This window comes from Streptomyces sp. NPDC059003, from assembly GCF_042740445.1.
Classification (GTDB): domain Bacteria; phylum Actinomycetota; class Actinomycetes; order Streptomycetales; family Streptomycetaceae; genus Streptomyces.
Genome location: NZ_JBHYJH010000054.1, coordinates 17,477 through 35,769, shown reverse-complemented (window position 1 = coordinate 35,769; position 18,293 = coordinate 17,477). Strand labels below are relative to the sequence as shown.

Below are 18,293 nucleotides of genomic sequence, written 5' to 3'. Positions count from 1 at the left end.
CGGAAGTCGGCTCCACGCTCGGCCCGGGAATCGCCTCCGAGGCCACCCCGGAAGTCTGCACAGAAGTCGGCTCCACACTCGACTCAGGGCCGGGCACGGGAGCCGCCTCCGGGGTCGGCTCCGCCCTCAGCTCAGGGCCCGGCTCAGGGCCCGGCTCCACGCTCGACTCAGGAATCGCCCCGGCCCTCGGCGACGGAATCGCCTCCGAGGCCACCCCAGAGATCTGCACGGAAGTCGGCTCCACGCTCGGCCCGGGAATCGCCTCCGAGGCCACCCCGGAAGTCCGCACGGAGATCGGCTCCACGCCCGACTCAGGACCCGGACCGGGAGCCGCCTCCGGGGTCGGCTCCACGCTCGGCTCAGGAATCGCCCCGGCGCTCAGCTCCGGAATCGCCTCCAGGGTCGGCTCCACCCCCGGCTCAGGGATCACCCCGGCCCTCGGCTCCGGAATCGTCTCCGGAGCCACCCCGGAGATCTGCACCGAGGTCGGCTCCGCCCTCGGCTCAGGGGGCGCCCCAGGGCCCGGCTCAGGGCCCGGCTCCGGCGTCCCCGTCATCGGGCGGCCTCCGCTTCGATCCAGCCGTCGTCGAGGGCGAGATTCGTGTCGTACAGGACGAACTCCCGCTCCACTTCCAGCACATCGACGTCGGCGAGATCGGTGAGGTCGGCGAGCAGGGCCGACAGGCGGGCTTCGGCGGTGGCTCGGCCCACCCCGTGGCACCGCTGCGTGACGAACCGCTCCTCGCGGCTGTCCGCCCGCGTCCGCCGGGCGTTCCACGAGACGTGCGCGGCGTGCGGGACGGCGAGCGCCGCGAGCGCGTCACGGTCGTGTCCGGGCGGCAGGAGCAGCTTCACGTGGTGCTCGAAGTGCAGCGCGGGGTCCTGGCGCGCGGCCGCCGCGTCGTCCTGCGGCACGCCGTCCGCCCAGGGCGCCGCCTCCGTCTTGATCCGCACGGCCCGGAACCCGGACTGCGCAAGGCCGGTCACGATCCGTCCGGCGGCGCGGAGTTGGCCGGCGGCCGATCCGGTGGCACGCAGGTTCACCATGGGCTGCGACGGCGTCGTACCCCGGGCGAGGACGATGTGCGTGCATCCCAGCCCCCGCGCCGCCGCCCAGCGGGCGAGCCGGTCGACGTCCGGCGCGGGGCATGCCACGGTGACGTGCGTCTCCAACGCGCCGTGGACATCGGGGAGGTCGTTCAACCGGCCCTCGCCGCCCCGGCGGCCCGGGCGGCCCCGGTCGCGTAACAGACCTCCGCCCCCTCACCCGACTCTCCCGCGCCCGGCCCGGCCGCGATGATCGCGTCGAGGCGGGCGCGCGCGGCGAGGAGGTCGGTGATGGCGTCGTCGAGCCGGTCCCGCTCGCGGGCGAGGTCGGGGACCATGCCGGAGCACGCCGGGGCGAGGACGTCGCCGTCGTCGATCATGCAGGGCAGCAGTTCGGCGATGGTGGCGGTGTTGAGCCCCGCGGCGAGCAGGACACGGATGCCACGCACCGTGGCGATGTCCTCCTCCTCGTACTCGCGGTATCCGCTGGGCCGCCGCCGCGGCCTGAGCAGCCCCTGCTCCTCGTAGTAGCGCAACAGCCGCTGACTCACTCCCGTCCTGCGGGAGAACTCCCCCATGCGCATGTGATGACCACCACGTCCAGTTGACTCTCACATCGGTGTGAGACAGCAGTGTAGGTCGCATGACAAATGACACCGCAGCACACCCGTCCGCACTCCCGCTCGCCCCCGTCACGGTCATCGGCCTGGGCCCCATGGGCCTCGCGCTCGCGGAGACGCTCCTCGCCAAGGGCCACCCCACCACGGTCTGGAACCGCACTCCGGAGAAGGCCGACGCACTGGTCGCCCGAGGCGCGCGGCGAGCGGGGACCGTCGCCGACGCGGTGGCCGCGAGCCCGCTCACGGTGATGTGCCTCAAGGACTACGCCACGCTGTACGACGTGTGCGACGCGGCCGGTGACGCGCTGAAGGGGCGCGCGCTCGTGAACCTCAACTCCGGTACGCCCCAGGAGGCCCACGCGGCCGTCGCGTGGGCGGCCGAGCGGGGCGTCGCCTACCTGGACGGCGCGATCATGGTGCCGCCGCCGCTCGTCGGGCGACCCGACGCCGTCTTCCTGTACAGCGGCGCACGGGACGTCTTCGACGAGCACCTGGCGACCCTCGCGAGCATGGGCGACCCGCGCTTCCTCGGCACCGACCCGAGCCTCGCCGTGCTCCACAACACGGCGCTGCTCGCCATGATGTACGCGACCATGAACGGCTACCTCCAGGCCACCGCCCTGGTCGGCTCGGCGGGCGTGTCCGCCGTCGACTTCTCCGACCTGGCTCTCGGCTGGTTCGCGCCGACGGTGCTCGGCCCGATGCTGCCGAAGTACGCGCCGCAGCTGGACGCGGGCGAGTACCCCGGTGACCTCGGCACCCTGGAGATGAATCTCAACGCCCTCGAGCACATCGTCCGCACCAGCGAGGAGCAGGGCGTCCCCGCCGACCAGGCCCGCCTCAACCAGGCCGTCGCCGAGCGCGCGGTGGCCGCGGGGCACGGCGCCGGCAACTACATGTCCGTCTTCGAGGTCCTGAAGAAGCCTGCCGCCTAAACCCTCAGCCCTTGCTGGACCCCAGGGTGAGCCCCGCGATGAAGTGCCGCTGCAGCAGCAGGAAGACGACGATCGTCGGCAGCGCCACCAGGACCGAGCCCGCGGCCAGCAGGTTGTAGTCGGTGAAGAACTGGCCGCGGAGGTTGTTCAGGGACGACGTGATCGGCAGTTTGTCGGGGTTGGAGATGAAGATCAGGGCCCAGAGGAAGTCGTTGTAGATCCAGGTGAATTCGAGGGTGGCGAGGGCCGCGAGCGCGGGGCGGCACAGGGGCAGCGTGACGCGCCAGAACTGGGTCCACACCCCGGCCCCGTCCACCACCGCGGCCTCCAGGATCTCCTTCGGCAGGGTGCGCATGAAGTTGGCGAGGACGAAGACGCAGAAGCCCACCTGGAAGCCGATGTTGACGAGGATGACCGCCCAGTACGAGTCGTAGAGGGTCATCGAGTCGGACATCCACCACGGCAGTTCGATCTTCAGGAACAGGACGTAGAGGGGGGTGACGAGCACCTGGGGCGGCAGCAGGTTCCCCGCGGTGAAGAACATCAGCAGGACCGTGCCGCCCCGGACGTGCAGACGGGAGACGGCGAAGGCGACGAACGCCGCGAGGAACAGCGTGACGATCACCGCGGGAACGGCGATCATCAGGGTGTTCATGAAGTACTTGCCCATGCCGGATTCGGTGTAGGCCTCGCGGTAGTAGTCGAGGGAGAGCTTCTTCGGCAGCGAGAAGTAGCCGTCCTTCGCCGTCTCCTCGTACGGGCGCAGGCTGGCGTAGACGGCGAGCAGGAGCGGCGCGAGGAACGCCAGGGACACCCCGGCGAGGAAGAGGTGGACGCCGTACCGGCCGCGGCGCGGGCGGCGCGGTGCGGAGGGCTCCGCGCGCGGCGCGCGGTCGCCGACGCGGAGGGTGGTGCGCAGGTCCGCGGTCATTTCTCGCGCGCTCCTCTCAGCTCCTGGATCAGGAACGTCACGACGAAGCCCAGCGAGACGCCGAGCAGGACGACCGCGATGGCCGAGCCGAATCCGATGCGGCTGGCCTCGCCGATGATGTTGTCGGTGATGAGCACGGAGAGCAGCTCGAGGCCGTTGCGGCCCTTGTTCACCGCGTACACGATGTCGAAGGCGCGCAGCGCCTCGATGACGGTGATGACGCCGACGATGACGTTGACCGGACGCAGGGTGGGGAAGGTGACGCGGAAGAAGGTCTGGCGCTCGTTCGCGCCGTCGATGGCCGCGGCCTCCTTCAGGGCGGGGTCGACGGCCTTCAGGCCCGCCAGGTAGAGGATCATCACGTAGCCGGTGTGCCGCCAGCTCGCGGCCAGCATCATCATCCACAGGTTGAGGTCCGAGTCGCCGAGCCAGTCGACCGGGTCGTTGCGGTCGTTCAGGATGGTGTTGACGACGCCCTGGTCGGTGCCGAGGATCAGCTGCGCCATGAAGCCGACGACGGCGAGCGAGAGCACGACGGGCAGGTAGAGCACGGACTGGTAGAAGCGGCTGAAGCGGACTCCGCGGTCGATGAGGACGGCGAGGAAGAGCCCGAAGGGCGTCGCGACCAGGCCGAGGAAGGCGATCCACAGCAGGTTGTGGCGCACGGCGGGCCAGAACGCCGGATAGTCCTGGACCAGGTTCTCGTAGTTGTCGCCGCCCACCCAGTGGATGTCGCCGATGCCGTCCCAGGACGTGAAGGACAGGCCGACGGAGGCGAGGGCCGGGCCCCAGACGATGACGATGTCGAGCAGGATCGGTATGCCGAGCAGCACGCCGAGCACGGCGGCGTCGCGGCGCGTGAAGCGCCGGGTCCCGCGCCGCCCGGCACGCCGCGCGGACTTTCCCGGCATGGATTCCTGCGCCACGGATGTCCGCGCCATGGATTTCTGCGCCATGGATTTCTGCGCCACGGAGCGCTCTCCCCCCAGCTCAGCTCACGGACGTGGAGAAGATGTCCTTCTTCTGCCGTTCGATGCTGTTGACGAGCCCGTCGACGTCCTTCGGGTCGTCGATGAAGTCCTGCAGGGCCTTGATCATGACGGTCTGTGCGAAATCGGGGCGCGTGTCGCGGTCCATGAACTGGGAGATCTGCTTGGCCTTCGATACCAGGTCGGCCGATTTCTTCTGCAGGGGGCTGTACTTGCTCGTGTCCGCGTCGTCGTTCACGGCCACGTTGTTCGGGTCGCCCTTGAGGTAGACGTCCTCCGCCTCGGGCGTGCCCAGCCATTTCAGGAGGTCCTTGGCGCCTTCCTTGTTCTTCGACTTCTTCGGTACGAGGAATCCGTCGACGGGCGCTTCGACGGCGTCCCTGCCGTAGCTCGGGTCGATCTCCGGGAACGGGAAGAAGTCGATGTCGGCGCGCTCGTTCTCCGGGAACTGCGTGCCGGGGTGCGGCATGCCGAAGACGGCCATGCCGGTCCTGCGCCGCTGCAACCCCTGGCCCGCTTCCTCCCAGGTCCTGCCGAGCGCGCCCTTCTGGTAGTACGGCATGAGTTCGCGCCACAGGTCGAAGACCTGCTTGACCTTGCGGTCGGTCCACGCCTTCTCGCCCGCCATCAGGCTCTTGTGGAAGTCGTATCCGTTCAGCCGCATGTTGATGTAGTCGAACGTGCCCATGGCCGGCCAGCCGTCCTTGTCGCAGAAGGCGACCGGGGTGCCGTCCTTGTGCATCTTCTTGGCGAGGGCGATGAAATCGTCCCAGTTCCCGGCCTGTTCGTAGCCCCGCTGCTCGAAGAGGCTCTTCCGGTGGAACACCGCCCACGGATAGTAGTAGTACGGCACGAAGTACTGCTTGCCCTCGTGCGTGGACTGTTCCTTCAGCGCCGCCGAGAAGCCGTCGAAGCCCTTCCAGACGTCGCTGATCTCGACCAGAAGGCCCTTCTCGGCGAAGTACTGCATGCGGTAACCGGCGAACCACATGAAGACGTTGTCGGGCGAGCCCTGCAGATAGCGCGTGATGTTCTGCTGGAATTCGTTGTGCTCTGTGGTGTTGACCTTGACCTTCTTGTCGCTTTCCTTCTCGTACGCCCTGAAGGCCGCGGCGAACGCCTTCTTGGGGACGGCGTCCGACGCGTTGGAGCCCACGGTGATCTCGTTCTTGTTGCCGCCGGGCCCGTCTCCGCAGGCGGTGAGCAGGGCCGGAAGCGTGACGGCCCCGGCTCCGAGGGCCGCACCACGCAAGAGATTTCGGCGGGACATCGGATGTCCGGACGTACTCCGTGGGGTTCGGGAACCGGTGAACCCGGCAAACGGTGACTGTGCCATGTCCCCCTCCTCGGGGTGCAACCGAACACAACCGAACGCGAGGCTTGGATCTCACTCCCAAGAGCCCACGCCGTCAAGGGTTCTGACGCCGGATGCCCGAACCGTTACCGCTCCTCTTCCAACAGACTTCAACACGCTCTACCGTAAGCGCGCACAAGTGACACGTACATGAAGTCGTCCCATCTTCGGACCCACCTTCGACGAGGACGGAGAAATGTAACGATGCGTCACCTTCCCACCCCCGCCATCAGCCGAAGAGTGATCGGATCGCTGGCCGCGGGGCTGCTCTGCGCGGCGGGACTCGCCGCGCCGGCCGCGGCACAGTCCTCAGGCCCCGCCCAGCCGGGTCCCGCACAAGCAGGTCCCGCACAGGCAGATTCCGCACCGGCAGGTTCCGTGCAGCCGACGGCGGCCGACGGGCCGCGGCTCCCCGACGGGCTCGCGCTCACCCCGCCCATGGGCTTCAACAACTGGAACTCCACGCACTGCCGCGCCGAGTTCGACGAGGCGATGGTCAAGGGGATCGCCGACATCTTCGTCGACAAGGGGCTCAAGGCCGCCGGGTATCAGTACGTCAACCTCGACGACTGCTGGGCGCTGCCGCAGCGCGACGCGAACGGCAAGCTCGTGCCCGACCCCAAGCGCTTCCCGAACGGCATCAAGGCGGTCGCCGACTACGTCCACGCCAAGGGGCTCAAGCTCGGCATCTACACCAGTGCGGGCACGAAGACCTGCAACCAGGCGGGCTTCCCCGGCGCGCTCGGCCACGAGCGCAGCGATGCCCAGCAGTTCGCCGACTGGGGCGTCGACTACCTCAAGTACGACAACTGCAATAACCAAGGCGTGGACGCCAAGAAGCGCTACGTCGCCATGCGCGACGCGCTGAAGGCCGCGTCGCAGACGACGGGCCGCCCGATCGTCTACAGCATCTGCGAGTGGGGCGAGAACAAGCCCTGGGAGTGGGCCGCCGACGTCGGGCACCTCTGGCGCACGACGGGTGACATCAGTGACAGCTGGGGCTCGATGCTCTCGATCATGAAGCAGAACCTGCCCCTCGCGAAGCACGCGGGACCCGGGCACTGGAACGACCCCGACATGCTGGAGGTCGGCAACGGCGGCATGACCGACACCGAGTACCGCACGCACTTCTCCATGTGGTCGATCATGGCGGCGCCGCTGCTCATCGGCTCCGACCTGCGCAAGGTCTCGCCCGCGACCTTCGAGATCCTCGGCAACAAGGAGGTCATCGCGGTCGACCAGGACCCGCTGGGCAAGCAGGGCGAGGTCGTCACCTCGTCGGGCGGCCGCTGGGTCGTCGCCAAGCAGATGAAGGACGGCAGCCGCGCCGTCGCGCTGTTCAACGAGACCGGCAGCCCCAAGTCCATCTCCACGACCGCGAAGGCCGTCGGCCTGCCCCAGGCCTCCGGCTACACCCTGCGCGACCTGTGGCAGCACCGCAGCTACAACACCGCGGGCACCATCTCCGCGACCGTGCCCGCCCACGGCACGGTCCTGGTGCGCGTCGCCGCGGACGGCACCTGGGCCGACCAGCCGCCCGCCGTCGAACTCGGCGTATCCGGCGCCCCGTTGGTGCAGGCGGGCCAGGTGAAGAGCCTGACGACCAAGGTCACGAACCTCGGCCGCACCCCCGCGCGCGACGTACGGGCGGCGCTCACGGGTCCGGCGGGATGGCGGATCGAGGCGACATCGCCCACCGGCGCGGCCGCGGTCCCCACGGGCAAGGCACTCGCCACGACCTGGAAGGTGACGGCACCGCGGGGCACCGCTCCGGGCGCGTACGCGCTCGACTTCACCACCGGTTACGCCGCCCCGGGCGGCGGCCGGGTCCAGAGCGCGCTGCCCCTGACGGCCCAGGTGGTCACGGCCCCGCCCACCGGCACCTCCACCCTCAGCGACCTGCCGTGGCTCCCCACCCCCACCAACGGCTGGGGCCCCGTCGAGAAGAACACCAGCAACGGCGAGAGCGCGGCGGGCGACGGCAACCCGCTCACCATCGGCGGCAAGACCTACGCCAAGGGCCTCGGCGTGCACGCCGAGAGCACCGTCGAGTACTACACCGGCGGCACCTGCGAGAAGCTGACCGCCCAGGTCGGCGTGGACGACGAGAAGAACCAGAACGGCTCGGTCACGTTCGAGATCTGGGCGGACGACAAGAAGGCCGCGTCGACCGGCGTCCTCACCACCACGATGCCGGCACAGGCCCTCACCGCCGACATCACCGGTGCGGAGACCATCCGCCTGACGGTCACCGACGCCGCCGACGGCATCAACTCCGACCACGCCGACTGGGCGGAGCCCACACTGCGGTGCTGAGGTCCGGCACGTACGCTTGGCGGCGTTCATACGCAATCGAAAGGGTGTCACGAATGCCTAGGGCCACCGCGCGTCACATCTTGGTCAAGACCGAAGCCGAAGCGCTGCAGCTGAAGGAGCAGATCGCGGGGGGAGCGGACTTCGCCGAGCTGGCCAAGAAGCACTCCTCGTGCCCCTCGTCGCGCGACGGCGGGAACCTCGGCTCGTTCGGCCCGGGCCAGATGGTGCCCGAGTTCGACCAGGTCGTCTTCTCGGCCCCGGTCGGCGAGGTCCAGGGCCCGGTGAAGACCCAGTTCGGCATGCACCTCGTCGAGGTCACGAGCCGCCAGGACTGACCCACCACGCCGGGCCGCACCACTGAGGCGCGGCCCGGCAGTAGCCCGTCCGGCGTTTGAGGACGAGCGCGCAGCGCGAAAAAAGGGGTCCTAGGGGCGGAGCCCCTAGTTCGGGAAGGGGCGGGCCTGGGGCGCCCCCGCGAGGGACACCGCCCCCGGAAAGACCCGCAGCGCAGCCGCAGCCGCCCCCACAAGCCCCGCATCCGTCCCCATCAGCGCGGGCGCGACGGCCAGCCCCCGCACGAACGACAGCGCAGCGTAATCCCGCAGGGCCCGCCGCAACGGCGTGAACAGCACGTCCCCCGCCTTGGCCACGCCCCCACCGATCACGGCGATGTCGATCTCGACCAGCGTGGCGGTCGCGGCGATCCCCGCGGCAAGCGCCTGCGCCGCCCGCTCGAAGGACGCGTTGGCGACCGGATCCCCCGCCCGCGCGGCCAGCGCGACGGCGGCAGCCGACGCGTCACCGTCCGGCCCCGGCCGCCACCCCGCGTCCAGGGCGCGCCGCGCGATGTTCGGCCCGCTCGCTATCCGCTCGACGCAGCCGCGCGCACCGCAGGGGCAGGGGTCCCCGTCGAGGTCCACGCTGATGTGACCGATGTGGCCCGCGTTGCCGGTGGGCCCCGGGTGCAGGGAGCCGCCGAGGACCAGGCCGCCGCCGACGCCCGTGGACACCACCATGCACAGCGCGTTGTCATGGCCGCGGGCGGCACCCTGCCAGTGCTCGGCGGCCGTCATCGCCACACCGTCGCCCACCAGCTCGACGGGCAGCCCGCCGGTCGCCGCCCGCACCCGCTCGACCAGCGGAAACCCGCGCCAGCCGGGGACGTTCACGGGACTGACGGTGCCCGCCGACGCGTCCACCGGACCCGCGCTGCCGATCCCGACCGCGCGGACGAGGTCCCAGGACTCACCGCCCGCCAGCTCGGCGAGGACCTCCGTGACGGCCCGCATCACGGTCTCGCCGTCCTCACGCGCGGGCGTCGGCCGCTGGGCTCGCCGCAGTATCCGGCCGCGGCCGTCCACCAGAGCGCAGGCGATCTTGGTACCGCCGATGTCGAGTGCGGCGACGAGGTCCGTGGGCATCAGTGTGAGATCTCCTGGGGAAAGGGCAGGCCGGAGAGTGCGGGAGACAGTCTCTCGTGTATCTGACAACGTTGTCCAGGTTCTCTTGCCGCCCGCACGCATCCGGCCCTGACGGCCAGGGGCCCGGGCGGGCGTGCGCCGTACGGGGAACCGGGCACGCCCCCATGGTCGTACTGACGTACGGGCGCAGGTCCGTGCCGCCGGGTCCGCGTGGACGTCCTGTGGACCTGTACCGCCCGAGCACCCGTACCGCCCTGTGAACCCCGTACACAGTGGAAGACTGAACTTCCTTACCCGCACTGGACGACAGACAGGACAGCGCACCGTGGCCGAGACCGCCCGCACCCCCGTCTCCCCTCTCCGCCCCGAGGGGAGCCCTTCGGCCGGATCCGCGGACCCCAGAAGCCGTTACGGCAACCGCCCGACCATGAAGGACGTCGCCGCGCGCGCGGGCGTGGGCCTCAAGACGGTCTCCCGCGTCGTGAACGGCGAGCCGGGGGTCACGCCGGACACCGAGCGCCGGGTGCAGGAGGCCATCGACGCGCTCGGCTTCCGGCGCAACGACAGCGCGCGGGTGCTGCGCAAGGGCCGTACGGCGAGCATCGGCCTCGTCCTCGAGGACCTCGCCGACCCGTTCTACGGTCCGCTGAGCCGCGCGGTCGAGGAGGTCGCCCGTGCGCACGGGGCGCTGCTCATCAACGGTTCGAGCGCCGAAGACCCCGACCGGGAGCAGGAGTTGGCGCTCGCGCTCTGCGCCCGGCGCGTCGACGGGCTCGTGATCATTCCCGCGGGCGACGACCACCGCTATCTGGAGCCGGAGATCGCGGCGGGGGTCGCGACCGTGTTCGTGGACCGGCCGCCGGGGCGGATCGACGCCGACGTGGTGCTCTCCGACAGCTTCGGCGGCGCGCGGGACGGCGTCGCGCACCTCATCGCGCACGGCCACACGCGCATCGGCTTCATCGGCGACCAGCCGCGCATCCACACCGCCATAGAGCGCCTGCGCGGCTATCGCGCGGCGATGGCGGACGCGGGCATCGAGGTCGACGAGTCCTGGGTCTCGCTCGGCCCCACGGACCCGGAGCGGGTCACGGGCGCGACCACGTCGATGCTGGCGGGCCCCGCCCCGGTGACGGCGGTCTTCGCGGGCAACAACCGCGTGACGGTCACGGTCGTCCGCGTCCTGGCCGCCCTCGCCCGGCCCGTCGCCCTGGTCGGCTTCGACGACATCGAGCTTGCGGACCTGCTCAGGCCGGGCGTCACGGTCGTCGCCCAGGACGCGGCGCAGTTGGGCCGCACGGCGGCGGAGCGGCTCTTCCGCCGCCTGGACGGCGCGTCGGGCGCGCCGGAGCGCGTCGAGCTGCCGACGCGACTGATCACCCGGGGGTCGGGGGAGCTGGCGCCGGCGGACTGAGGGCGGGCGGGTCCTGACCCGTGTCCCGACCCGTGTCCTGGCCCACCAGACACGGGTCCACCGGCCGGAGCCGTTGACGGGCGCTGTCCGGATCGGGTACCGGGCGTCCCGGTCGGCCGCCGGGCGCTACTTCGCCGACGGCGTCAGATCGCCCCGGCGCGGGCCCGCGTACACCTGGAGTCCGGCCAGGGTGAGGCCGGTGAGCCGGGTGACCTCGGCGGTGTCGAGGGCGCCGCAGTCCAGGCCGCGCAGCAGGTACCCGGCGAGGGCCTTGGCGGTGGCGGGTTCGTCGGCGATGTCGCCGCCGGTCCGGTTGGCGTAGGCGGCCAGGCGGGCCGCGGCCTGCTCGAAGCCCTCGCGGTAGAAGGCGAAGACGGCGGCGTAGCGGGTGGGGATGTGGCCGGAGTGCATGTCCCAGCCCTGGTAGTAGGCCCGGGCCAGGGCGCGCCGGGTCAGGCCGTAGTGCAGCCGCCAGGCGTCGTGGACCTGCGCCGTGGGGCCGACCGGCAGGACGTTCGTGGAGCCGTCGCAGACGCGCACGCCCGTGCCCGCGGCGGCGACCTGCATGACCGCCTTGGCGTGGTCGGCGGCGGGGTGGTCGCTCGCCTGGTACGCGGCGGAGACGCCGAGGCAGGCGCTGTAGTCGAAGGTGCCGTAGTGCAGGCCGGTCGCGCGGCCCTCGGCGGCGTCGAGCATGCGGGCGACGGTCGCGGTGCCGTCGGCGGCGAGGATGGACTGGCTGGTCTCGATCTGGATCTCGAAGCCGATCCGCCCGGGCGTAAGTCCGCGCGCCTTCTCGAACTCCTCCAGGAGCCGCACCATCGCGGTGACCTGCTCGGCGTACGTCACCTTCGGCAGCGTCAGGACGAGCCCGTCGGGCAGTCCGCCCGCCTCCATGAGGCCGGTGAGGAAGACGTCGAGCGTGCGGATGCCCCGGTCGCGCACGGCGGCTTCCATGCACTTCATGCGGATGCCCATGTACGGCGCCGCGGTGCCGTCCGCGTACGCCGCGGCGACGAGGCGGGCCGCGCGGGCCGCGTCGTCGTCCTCGTCGGCGTCGGTGCGTCCGCCGTAGCCGTCCTCGAAGTCGACCCGGAGGTCCTCGACGGGCTCGCGCTCCAGCTTGGCCCGCACGCGCGCGTACACCGGCTCCGCGAGGTCGTCGGACAGGCCGAGCACGGCGGCGAAGGACGCGGCGTCCGGCGCGTGTTCGTCGAGCGCGGCGAGCGCCCGGTCGCCCCAGCTGCGGATCGTGTCGGCGGCGAACTGCTCGCCTGGGACGTACACCGTGTGCACGGGCTGGCGGGTGCCGGGGTCTCCGGGGTAGCGGCGCTCGAGCTCGGCGTCCACCGGCGCGAGCGAGGCGCTGATGCCGTCGCTGACCGTGCCCGCGAGGCTCGTTGCCACGTTCTCCTGCTGACCCATCCGTGCACCCTCCACAGTCGCGGTGAGGCGGTGAGGCGCGTGCGGCGTTCTCGGGCTCAGGTGTCCCGCGCGTCGCGCCTCATGCCGTTCTCAAGCCGATCTCAAACCGATCTCAAGCCGAGTTGTCGCCGAACTTTCCGTTTGCCGGAATCAAGAATCCGTATAGCGAAGTTATCCATGGACCTTCCCGCTGGTCAACACCTTCTCGCGTGCCGGACCCCGACCGTTCACGCATGTCTCAGATGGTGCTTCCACACTTCCGTGGGCCCATTCCATCCTGACCCCGACCGACCGAAGGAGACCGCGTGCCGACCGACACCCCAGTGACCCGCCGCTCCGGCCTGCGCACCGCCGTGGCCGTATCGGTCCCGCTGCTCGCCACCGCGCTCGCCGCGTCACCGGCGCACGCGATCGAGCGCCCGGGCCGCCGCCTGGAGGTCATGTCGTTCAACCTGCGCTACGCGAGCGAGACCCCGCCCAACTCCTGGCCCGAGCGCCGGCCCGTGACGCAGGAGCTGCTGCGGCGCGCGCGGCCCCATGTCATCGGCACCCAGGAGGGCCTCTACCACCAGGTGCGGGACATCGCCGAGGACCTGGGGCGGCACTACGCCTGGATCGGCACGGGCCGCGCGGGCGGCAGCCGGGACGAGTTCATGACCGTCTTCTACGACACGCGCCGCCTCGCGCCCGTCGCGTACGAGCACTTCTGGCTCTCGGACACCCCGGACGTGATCGGCTCCAACACCTGGGGCGGCGGCTCGATCCGGATGGTCACCTGGGTCCGCTTCCTCGACCGGCGCACGGACCGCGAGCTGTACGTGCTCAACACGCATCTGGACAACGCGAGCCAGTACGCCCGCACGCGCGCGGCCCATCTGATCTCCGACCGCCTCTCGGCCCTCGACCGCGCCCTGCCGAAGATCGTCACCGGTGACTTCAACGTCGCCGCCCACAAGAACCCGGTGTACGACACGATGCTGAAGGCGGAGCTCGTCGACACCTGGGACGCCGCCGCCGAGCGCAGCAAGCGGTACGCGACGTTCCACGGCTACAAGCCGCTCGTCCCGGACGGCGACCGCATCGACTGGATCCTCGCGTCGCCGGGCACGCGCGTGCACGCGGCGGCGATCAACACCTTCTCCCTGGACGGGCAGTTCCCGAGCGACCACCTGCCGGTGCAGGCCAGCATCACCCTGTGACGGGGCGGGACGCCACCCCGTACGCGCCGCACGGAGCACGAGGCCCCCGGCTCCGCGCGCGGCGGAGGCGGGGGCCTCGTGCGGTGGTGCGAGCCCGACGGGTCAGCCCTTGCGGGTCTTGACCTCTTCGGTCAGGGCCGGGACGACCTCGAAGAGGTCGCCGACGACGCCGTAGTCGACCAGGTCGAAGATCGGGGCCTCGGCGTCCTTGTTGACGGCCACGATGGTCTTCGAGGTCTGCATGCCGGCGCGGTGCTGGATGGCACCGGAGATGCCCGCCGCGACGTACAGCTGCGGCGAGACCGACTTGCCGGTCTGGCCGACCTGGTTCGAGTGCGGGTACCAGCCCGCGTCGACGGCGGCGCGCGAGGCGCCGACGGCCGCACCGAGCGAGTCGGCGAGCGCCTCGATGATCGCGAAGTTCTCGGCGCCGTTGACGCCGCGGCCGCCGGAGACCACGATCGCGGCCTCGGTCAGCTCGGGACGCCCCGTCGACTCGCGCGGGGTGCGCGCGGTGACCTTGGTGCCGGTGGCCTGCTCCGAGAAGGAGACGGACAGGGCCTCGACGGCGCCCGCGGCCGGGGCGGCCTCGACCGGGGCCGAGTTGGGCTTGACGGTGATGACCGGGGTGCCCTTGCTGATCCGGGACTTGGTGGTGAACGCCGCCGCGAACACGGACTGCGTGGCCACCGGGCCCTCGTCGCCGGCCTCCAGGTCGATGGCGTCGGTGATGATGCCGGACTTGATGCGGACCGCGAGGCGGGCCGCGATCTCCTTGCCCTCGGCGGACGACGGCACGAGCACGGCGGCCGGGGACACGGCGTCGTACGCGGCCTGCAGCGCGTCCACCTTCGGCACGACGAGGTAGTCGGCGAACTCGGGGGCGTCGGCCGTGAGGACCTTGACCGCGCCGTGCTCGGCGAGCGTGGCGGCGGTGGCCTCGGCGCCGGCGCCGAGCGCGACGGCGACGGGCTCGCCGATGCGGCGGGCGAGGGTGAGCAGCTCCAGGGTGGGCTTGCGGACGGCTCCGTCGACGTGGTCGACGTAGACGAGAACTTCAGCCATGGGACTTCAATCTCCTGCGAGTACGAAGAAGGTGGGGAGGGATGGGCTGACGGAAGCTCGGATGAACTTCCGGCCCGCGAGGCGGTGTCTAGATGAACTTCTGCTCCGCAAGGAAGGCGGCCAGCTGCTTGCCGCCCTCGCCCTCGTCCTTGACGATCGTGCCCGCGGTGCGCGCGGGACGCTCGGCGGCGGAGTCGACCTTGGTCCAGGCGCCCTCGAGGCCGACCTCTTCGGCGTCGATGTCCAGGTCGTCCAGGTCGAACGACTTCACCGGCTTCTTCTTGGCGGCCATGATGCCCTTGAAGGACGGGTAACGGGCCTCGCCCGACTGGTCCGTGACGGACACGACGGCCGGCAGGGACGCCTCGAGCTGCTCGGACGCGGTGTCGCCGTCGCGGCGGCCCTTGACGACGCCGCCGTCGACGGAGACCTCGGAGAGCAGCGTGACCTGCGGGACGCCGAGGCGCTCGGCGAGGATCGCGGGCAGGACGCCCATGGTGCCGTCGGTCGAGGCCATGCCGGCGACGACCAGGTCGTACCCGGTCTCCTCGATGGCCTTGGCGAGCACCAGGGACGTGCCCATGACGTCCGTGCCGTGCAGGTCGTCGTCCTCGACGTGGACGGCCTTGTCGGCGCCCATCGAGAGAGCCTTGCGCAGCGCGTCCTTGGCGTCCTCGGGGCCGACGGTCAGGACCGTGATCTCGGCGTCGTCGTCAGCCGCTTCCTTGATCTGCAGGGCCTGCTCGACCGCGTACTCGTCGAGCTCCGAGAGCAGGCCGTCCACGTCGTCGCGGTCGACGGTCAGGTCCTCGGCGAAGTGCCGGTCGCCGGTGGCGTCGGGCACGTACTTCACACAGACAACGATCCTCAAGCTCACGCCGGCTCTCCTACTGCATCGTCATTACTGGGCTGCTGCCTTGGCTGGGGCTACTGCCTTCTTGCAGGCAGCATAGGCGCCTCAAGCGGCGGTCCCCGGTCGGGGCGGCCCCGCTCCAACCGGAATATTACTCATGAGTACACCCAGTGCTTTCCCGCTAAGCAAGCGCTTTGAACTGTGACCTTCGCAACGCTCCGTAACCGTGCGCACCACCCGTCACCGGACCGGCGCGCGCGGGAACGGCTCAGTCGCGCAGCGCGTTGAAGCGCCCCTGGTGGTACAGCAGCGGACGCCCCGCCCCCGCGGGGTCGCCGACGACCGCCTCGGCGAGCACGATGCGGTGGTCCCCCGCGGGCACGCGCGCCTCGATCCGGCAGACCAGCCAGGCGAGGACGCCCTCGAGGACGGGCACGCCGTGCGGTCCTTCGAACCAGCGCGTGGGCGCGGCGAAGCGGTCGGCGCCGCTGCGCGCGAAGGTCGCGGCGAGCTCTTGCTGGTGCTCGCCGAGCAGGTGCACGCCGACGTGCTCGGCCCGCGAGACCGTGGGCCAGCTGGAGGCGCCGGTGCCGATGCCGAACGAGATCATCGGCGGCTGGGCGGAGACGGAGGTGAGCGAGGTGGCCGTGAAACCGACGGGGCCCGTGCCCCGTGCGGTGATCACGGCGACTCCGGCCGCGTGCCGCCTGAAGACGGAGCGCAGGAGGTCGGGGGAGGCGAGCTGAGGAGTGCCGAGGTCGGGCGTGGCCGTCATGGAGTTGTCCTTCTGCAGGAGGTACGAGCGGGTCCGTGGCTGCTCAGCAGGACCAACAGCGCGCACTGGCATGACGTGCGAGGTCCACATGGACACGCTCGAAGAGAAGGAGCTCGGGTGGCATGCAAGCAGGCTGACGACGGGTGGTACGTGCAGTCAAGTGCCCGCAGGCAGATGAAAGATCCATCACGCGCCCCCGCCTCGTACGGCAGCGCCCAGCGCCGCGATGACATCGGCCTTCCGCGGCTGCCCCGCCGCGCGCCGCACCACGTGCCCCTCGGCGTCCAGGACCAGCACCGTCGGCGTCTTGAGGACCCGCAGGTCGCGTACGAGGTCCAGGGCGCCCTCGGCGTCGATCTCCACGTGTGCCACGCCGGGCACCATGGCAGCGACGTCGGCGAGGACTCTGCGGGTCGCCCGGCAGGGCTGGCAGAAGGCGCTGGAGAACTGCACGAGCGTGGCCCGCTCCCCCAGTGGTGCGCCGAGGTCCCCCGCGCCGAGCCGTCGCCCGGCCTCTCGTGCGCGCGCTGCTGTCACCGCGTCTCCCCACCCTTCCGTGCCGCCCGCCGGTGCGGGCACCGCCCCGCACCGGGGGCACCGCATACGTCGTATTCATCAGCACGCGCGCGTACGGAAAGATTTCCGACGTGACGAGAATCTCCCGCGTCTCGGGCACCACGGCTGGCCAGCCGCTCGTTCTTGGGGCACGATCTGCGGAGCCGTAGACCTACGGATCCGTAACTTGGTTACCTGCCAAAGGCCCTCTCCTCTGGCAGAGATGAAGGGCCTCCCCACCCATGGCAGAACTCGTCTACCGACCGGTCATCGGCATCGCCAAGACCTTCTTCAAGGCGCTGGACCTGAAGATCGACTGCAAGGGTTCCGAGAACATCCCGAGGTCGGGCGGCGCGGTGCTTGTCAGCAACCACATCAGCTACCTGGACTTCATCTTCAACGGCCTGGCGGCGCTGCCGCAGAAGCGTCTGGTGCGGTTCATGGCGAAGGAGTCGGTGTTCCGCCACCGGATCTCGGGTCCGCTGATGCGCGGCATGAAGCACATCCCGGTGGACCGCAAGCAGGGCGAGCTCGCCTACGCCCACGCCCTGGACTCGCTGCGCTCGGGCGAGATCATCGGCGTCTTCCCCGAGGCGACGATCTCGCAGTCGTTCACGCTGAAGACGTTCAAGTCGGGCGCCGCGCGCCTGGCGCAGGAGGCCGGGGTCCCGCTCGTCCCGATGGCGGTATGGGGCACGCAGCGGCTGTGGACGAAGGGCCACCCGCGCAACTTCAAGCGGCAGCACATCCCCGTCACGATCCGGGTCGGCGAGCGCGTCGAGGCCCCGAAGGACCAGTACGCGGGCGCGATCACGCGCCGTCTGCGCGAGCGCTGCCAGGAGCTCCTGGAGGCCGCCCAGCGCGCCTACCCGGTCCGCCCCAAGGGCCCCGACGACACCTGGTGGATGCCGGCCCACCTGGGCGGCACGGCCCCGACCCCGGCCGAGCTCCGCGGAACGGGGGCCTGACCTTTTACGGGCGGCGCCCGGCCCCACGCACGTGCGCGCCCGCACCGCCGCAACCGCGACGGCCTCACCCCGCCCACCCACCCACGACCTACCGCCCTGCCCGCACCCCCGGACCGGCAGCCGCCGACGGTGACCAACCCCCACGAGGGGCGTCCACCCGCCGGGAGAGCAGAAACGGGCGGGCGGGTGGGAAACAAACCGCCGCGGTAGCGGCGGAAACCGGCAGCCGCCGACGGCGGACAACCCCCACCAGGGGCGTTCCCCCGCCGAACGAGGGTCACGGGCGGGCGGGTGGGAAAGAATCGCCGCGGTAGCGGCGGGAACCAGCAGCCGCCGACGGCGGGAAACCCCCGCGAGGGGCGTCCACCCGAGGTCAGGGTGGAAACGGGCGGGCGGGTGGGAGAGCCCGGCGGTCAAACGGCTCCG

Annotated in this window: 17 protein-coding genes; 6 read left to right on the top strand and 11 right to left on the bottom strand. The window is 71.0% G+C overall.

Annotated features, from left to right (window positions below; translation table 11 throughout):
• Positions 1–552: 552 nt before the first annotated feature.
• Positions 553–1,203, bottom strand: a complete 651-nt coding sequence (locus tag ACFWZ5_RS20325) for a hypothetical protein (RefSeq protein WP_384789909.1) — start codon at positions 1,201–1,203, stop codon at positions 553–555.
• Entirely contained in the window at positions 1,200–1,631 is a 432-nt protein-coding gene (locus ACFWZ5_RS20320) for a MerR family transcriptional regulator (RefSeq protein WP_384789912.1), read from the bottom strand. Before ACFWZ5_RS20320 ends, ACFWZ5_RS20325 begins: the two co-directional genes overlap by 4 nt.
• A gap of 59 nt (positions 1,632–1,690) precedes the next feature.
• Between ACFWZ5_RS20320 and ACFWZ5_RS20315 the strand changes: the two genes are divergently transcribed.
• Positions 1,691–2,602 carry an NAD(P)-dependent oxidoreductase gene (locus ACFWZ5_RS20315; protein WP_384789915.1) on the top strand — a complete coding sequence of 304 codons (912 nt, stop codon included), beginning with the start codon at positions 1,691–1,693 and terminating at the stop codon, positions 2,600–2,602.
• Between the two features lie 4 nt (positions 2,603–2,606).
• On the opposite strand, the gene ACFWZ5_RS20310 is transcribed toward ACFWZ5_RS20315, so the two are convergent.
• The 3 genes from ACFWZ5_RS20310 to ACFWZ5_RS20300 all read right to left on the bottom strand — a co-directional run bounded on the left by ACFWZ5_RS20310 (position 2,607) and on the right by ACFWZ5_RS20300 (position 5,792).
• Complete coding sequence (locus tag ACFWZ5_RS20310; RefSeq protein ID WP_384789918.1) at positions 2,607–3,533, bottom strand: carbohydrate ABC transporter permease; 927 nt, start codon at positions 3,531–3,533, stop codon at positions 2,607–2,609.
• The gene (locus ACFWZ5_RS20305) at positions 3,530–4,444 is read right to left on the bottom strand and encodes a carbohydrate ABC transporter permease (protein ID WP_384789966.1); all 915 of its coding nucleotides are present in this window, start codon (positions 4,442–4,444) and stop codon (positions 3,530–3,532) included. Before ACFWZ5_RS20305 ends, ACFWZ5_RS20310 begins: the two co-directional genes overlap by 4 nt.
• A gap of 79 nt (positions 4,445–4,523) precedes the next feature.
• Positions 4,524–5,792: an ABC transporter substrate-binding protein gene (locus tag ACFWZ5_RS20300; RefSeq protein WP_384789921.1), complete on the bottom strand. Its 1,269-nt coding sequence runs from the start codon at positions 5,790–5,792 to the stop codon at positions 4,524–4,526.
• 288 nt (positions 5,793–6,080) lie between these two features.
• Here ACFWZ5_RS20300 and ACFWZ5_RS20295 point away from each other — a divergent pair, with 288 nt between their 5' ends.
• Both ACFWZ5_RS20295 and ACFWZ5_RS20290 read left to right on the top strand, forming a co-directional pair.
• Entirely contained in the window at positions 6,081–8,192 is a 2,112-nt protein-coding gene (locus ACFWZ5_RS20295; RefSeq protein ID WP_384789924.1) for an NPCBM/NEW2 domain-containing protein, read from the top strand.
• A 53-nt stretch (positions 8,193–8,245) separates the two neighbouring features.
• Complete coding sequence (locus tag ACFWZ5_RS20290; protein WP_384789927.1) at positions 8,246–8,527, top strand: peptidylprolyl isomerase; 282 nt, start codon at positions 8,246–8,248, stop codon at positions 8,525–8,527.
• A gap of 105 nt (positions 8,528–8,632) precedes the next feature.
• Here the strand turns inward: ACFWZ5_RS20290 and ACFWZ5_RS20285 are convergent, their stop codons facing one another.
• Positions 8,633–9,613, bottom strand: a complete 981-nt coding sequence (locus tag ACFWZ5_RS20285) for an ROK family protein (RefSeq protein WP_384789930.1) — start codon at positions 9,611–9,613, stop codon at positions 8,633–8,635.
• 427 nt (positions 9,614–10,040) lie between these two features.
• On the opposite strand from ACFWZ5_RS20285, the gene ACFWZ5_RS20280 reads away from it, so the two are divergent.
• The gene (locus ACFWZ5_RS20280) at positions 10,041–11,027 is read left to right on the top strand and encodes a LacI family DNA-binding transcriptional regulator (RefSeq protein WP_384789933.1); all 987 of its coding nucleotides are present in this window, start codon (positions 10,041–10,043) and stop codon (positions 11,025–11,027) included.
• A 126-nt stretch (positions 11,028–11,153) separates the two neighbouring features.
• On the opposite strand, the gene ACFWZ5_RS20275 is transcribed toward ACFWZ5_RS20280, so the two are convergent.
• Positions 11,154–12,452: a DUF6986 family protein gene (locus tag ACFWZ5_RS20275; protein ID WP_384789936.1), complete on the bottom strand. Its 1,299-nt coding sequence runs from the start codon at positions 12,450–12,452 to the stop codon at positions 11,154–11,156.
• A gap of 305 nt (positions 12,453–12,757) precedes the next feature.
• Here ACFWZ5_RS20275 and ACFWZ5_RS20270 point away from each other — a divergent pair, with 305 nt between their 5' ends.
• On the top strand, positions 12,758–13,651 hold the full coding sequence (locus ACFWZ5_RS20270; protein WP_384789939.1) for an endonuclease/exonuclease/phosphatase family protein: 894 nt from the start codon (positions 12,758–12,760) through the stop codon (positions 13,649–13,651).
• 102 nt (positions 13,652–13,753) lie between these two features.
• Here ACFWZ5_RS20270 and ACFWZ5_RS20265 read toward each other — a convergent pair whose 3' ends face one another.
• The 4 genes from ACFWZ5_RS20265 to ACFWZ5_RS20250 form a co-directional block, all read right to left on the bottom strand.
• Positions 13,754–14,716: an electron transfer flavoprotein subunit alpha/FixB family protein gene (locus tag ACFWZ5_RS20265; protein ID WP_384789942.1), complete on the bottom strand. Its 963-nt coding sequence runs from the start codon at positions 14,714–14,716 to the stop codon at positions 13,754–13,756.
• 88 nt (positions 14,717–14,804) lie between these two features.
• Complete coding sequence (locus ACFWZ5_RS20260) at positions 14,805–15,593, bottom strand: electron transfer flavoprotein subunit beta/FixA family protein (RefSeq protein ID WP_384789945.1); 789 nt, start codon at positions 15,591–15,593, stop codon at positions 14,805–14,807.
• A 244-nt stretch (positions 15,594–15,837) separates the two neighbouring features.
• Positions 15,838–16,344 (bottom strand): flavin reductase family protein, encoded by a 507-nt coding sequence (locus ACFWZ5_RS20255; RefSeq protein WP_384789948.1) that lies wholly within the window; start codon positions 16,342–16,344, stop codon positions 15,838–15,840.
• A gap of 186 nt (positions 16,345–16,530) precedes the next feature.
• Complete coding sequence (locus tag ACFWZ5_RS20250; RefSeq protein WP_384789951.1) at positions 16,531–16,881, bottom strand: TlpA family protein disulfide reductase; 351 nt, start codon at positions 16,879–16,881, stop codon at positions 16,531–16,533.
• A 260-nt stretch (positions 16,882–17,141) separates the two neighbouring features.
• Between ACFWZ5_RS20250 and ACFWZ5_RS20245 the strand changes: the two genes are divergently transcribed.
• Positions 17,142–17,867, top strand: a complete 726-nt coding sequence (locus tag ACFWZ5_RS20245) for a lysophospholipid acyltransferase family protein (protein WP_384789953.1) — start codon at positions 17,142–17,144, stop codon at positions 17,865–17,867.
• The last annotated feature ends 426 nt before the right edge of the window (positions 17,868–18,293 follow it).

Coding starts and splice junctions, on each gene's coding strand:
- ACFWZ5_RS20295 (WP_384789924.1), top strand. CDS start 6,081: ATGCGTCACCTTCCCACCCCCGCCATCAGCCGAAGAGTGATCGGATCG.
- ACFWZ5_RS20290 (WP_384789927.1), top strand. CDS start 8,246: ATGCCTAGGGCCACCGCGCGTCACATCTTGGTCAAGACCGAAGCCGAA.
- ACFWZ5_RS20300 (WP_384789921.1), bottom strand. CDS start 5,792: ATGTCCCGCCGAAATCTCTTGCGTGGTGCGGCCCTCGGAGCCGGGGCC.
- ACFWZ5_RS20305 (WP_384789966.1), bottom strand. CDS start 4,444: ATGCCGGGAAAGTCCGCGCGGCGTGCCGGGCGGCGCGGGACCCGGCGC.
- ACFWZ5_RS20265 (WP_384789942.1), bottom strand. CDS start 14,716: ATGGCTGAAGTTCTCGTCTACGTCGACCACGTCGACGGAGCCGTCCGC.
- ACFWZ5_RS20275 (WP_384789936.1), bottom strand. CDS start 12,452: ATGGGTCAGCAGGAGAACGTGGCAACGAGCCTCGCGGGCACGGTCAGC.
- ACFWZ5_RS20315 (WP_384789915.1), top strand. CDS start 1,691: ATGACAAATGACACCGCAGCACACCCGTCCGCACTCCCGCTCGCCCCC.
- ACFWZ5_RS20320 (WP_384789912.1), bottom strand. CDS start 1,631: ATGCGCATGGGGGAGTTCTCCCGCAGGACGGGAGTGAGTCAGCGGCTG.
- ACFWZ5_RS20245 (WP_384789953.1), top strand. CDS start 17,142: ATGGCAGAACTCGTCTACCGACCGGTCATCGGCATCGCCAAGACCTTC.
- ACFWZ5_RS20310 (WP_384789918.1), bottom strand. CDS start 3,533: ATGACCGCGGACCTGCGCACCACCCTCCGCGTCGGCGACCGCGCGCCG.
- ACFWZ5_RS20255 (WP_384789948.1), bottom strand. CDS start 16,344: ATGACGGCCACGCCCGACCTCGGCACTCCTCAGCTCGCCTCCCCCGAC.
- ACFWZ5_RS20280 (WP_384789933.1), top strand. CDS start 10,041: ATGAAGGACGTCGCCGCGCGCGCGGGCGTGGGCCTCAAGACGGTCTCC.
- ACFWZ5_RS20285 (WP_384789930.1), bottom strand. CDS start 9,613: ATGCCCACGGACCTCGTCGCCGCACTCGACATCGGCGGTACCAAGATC.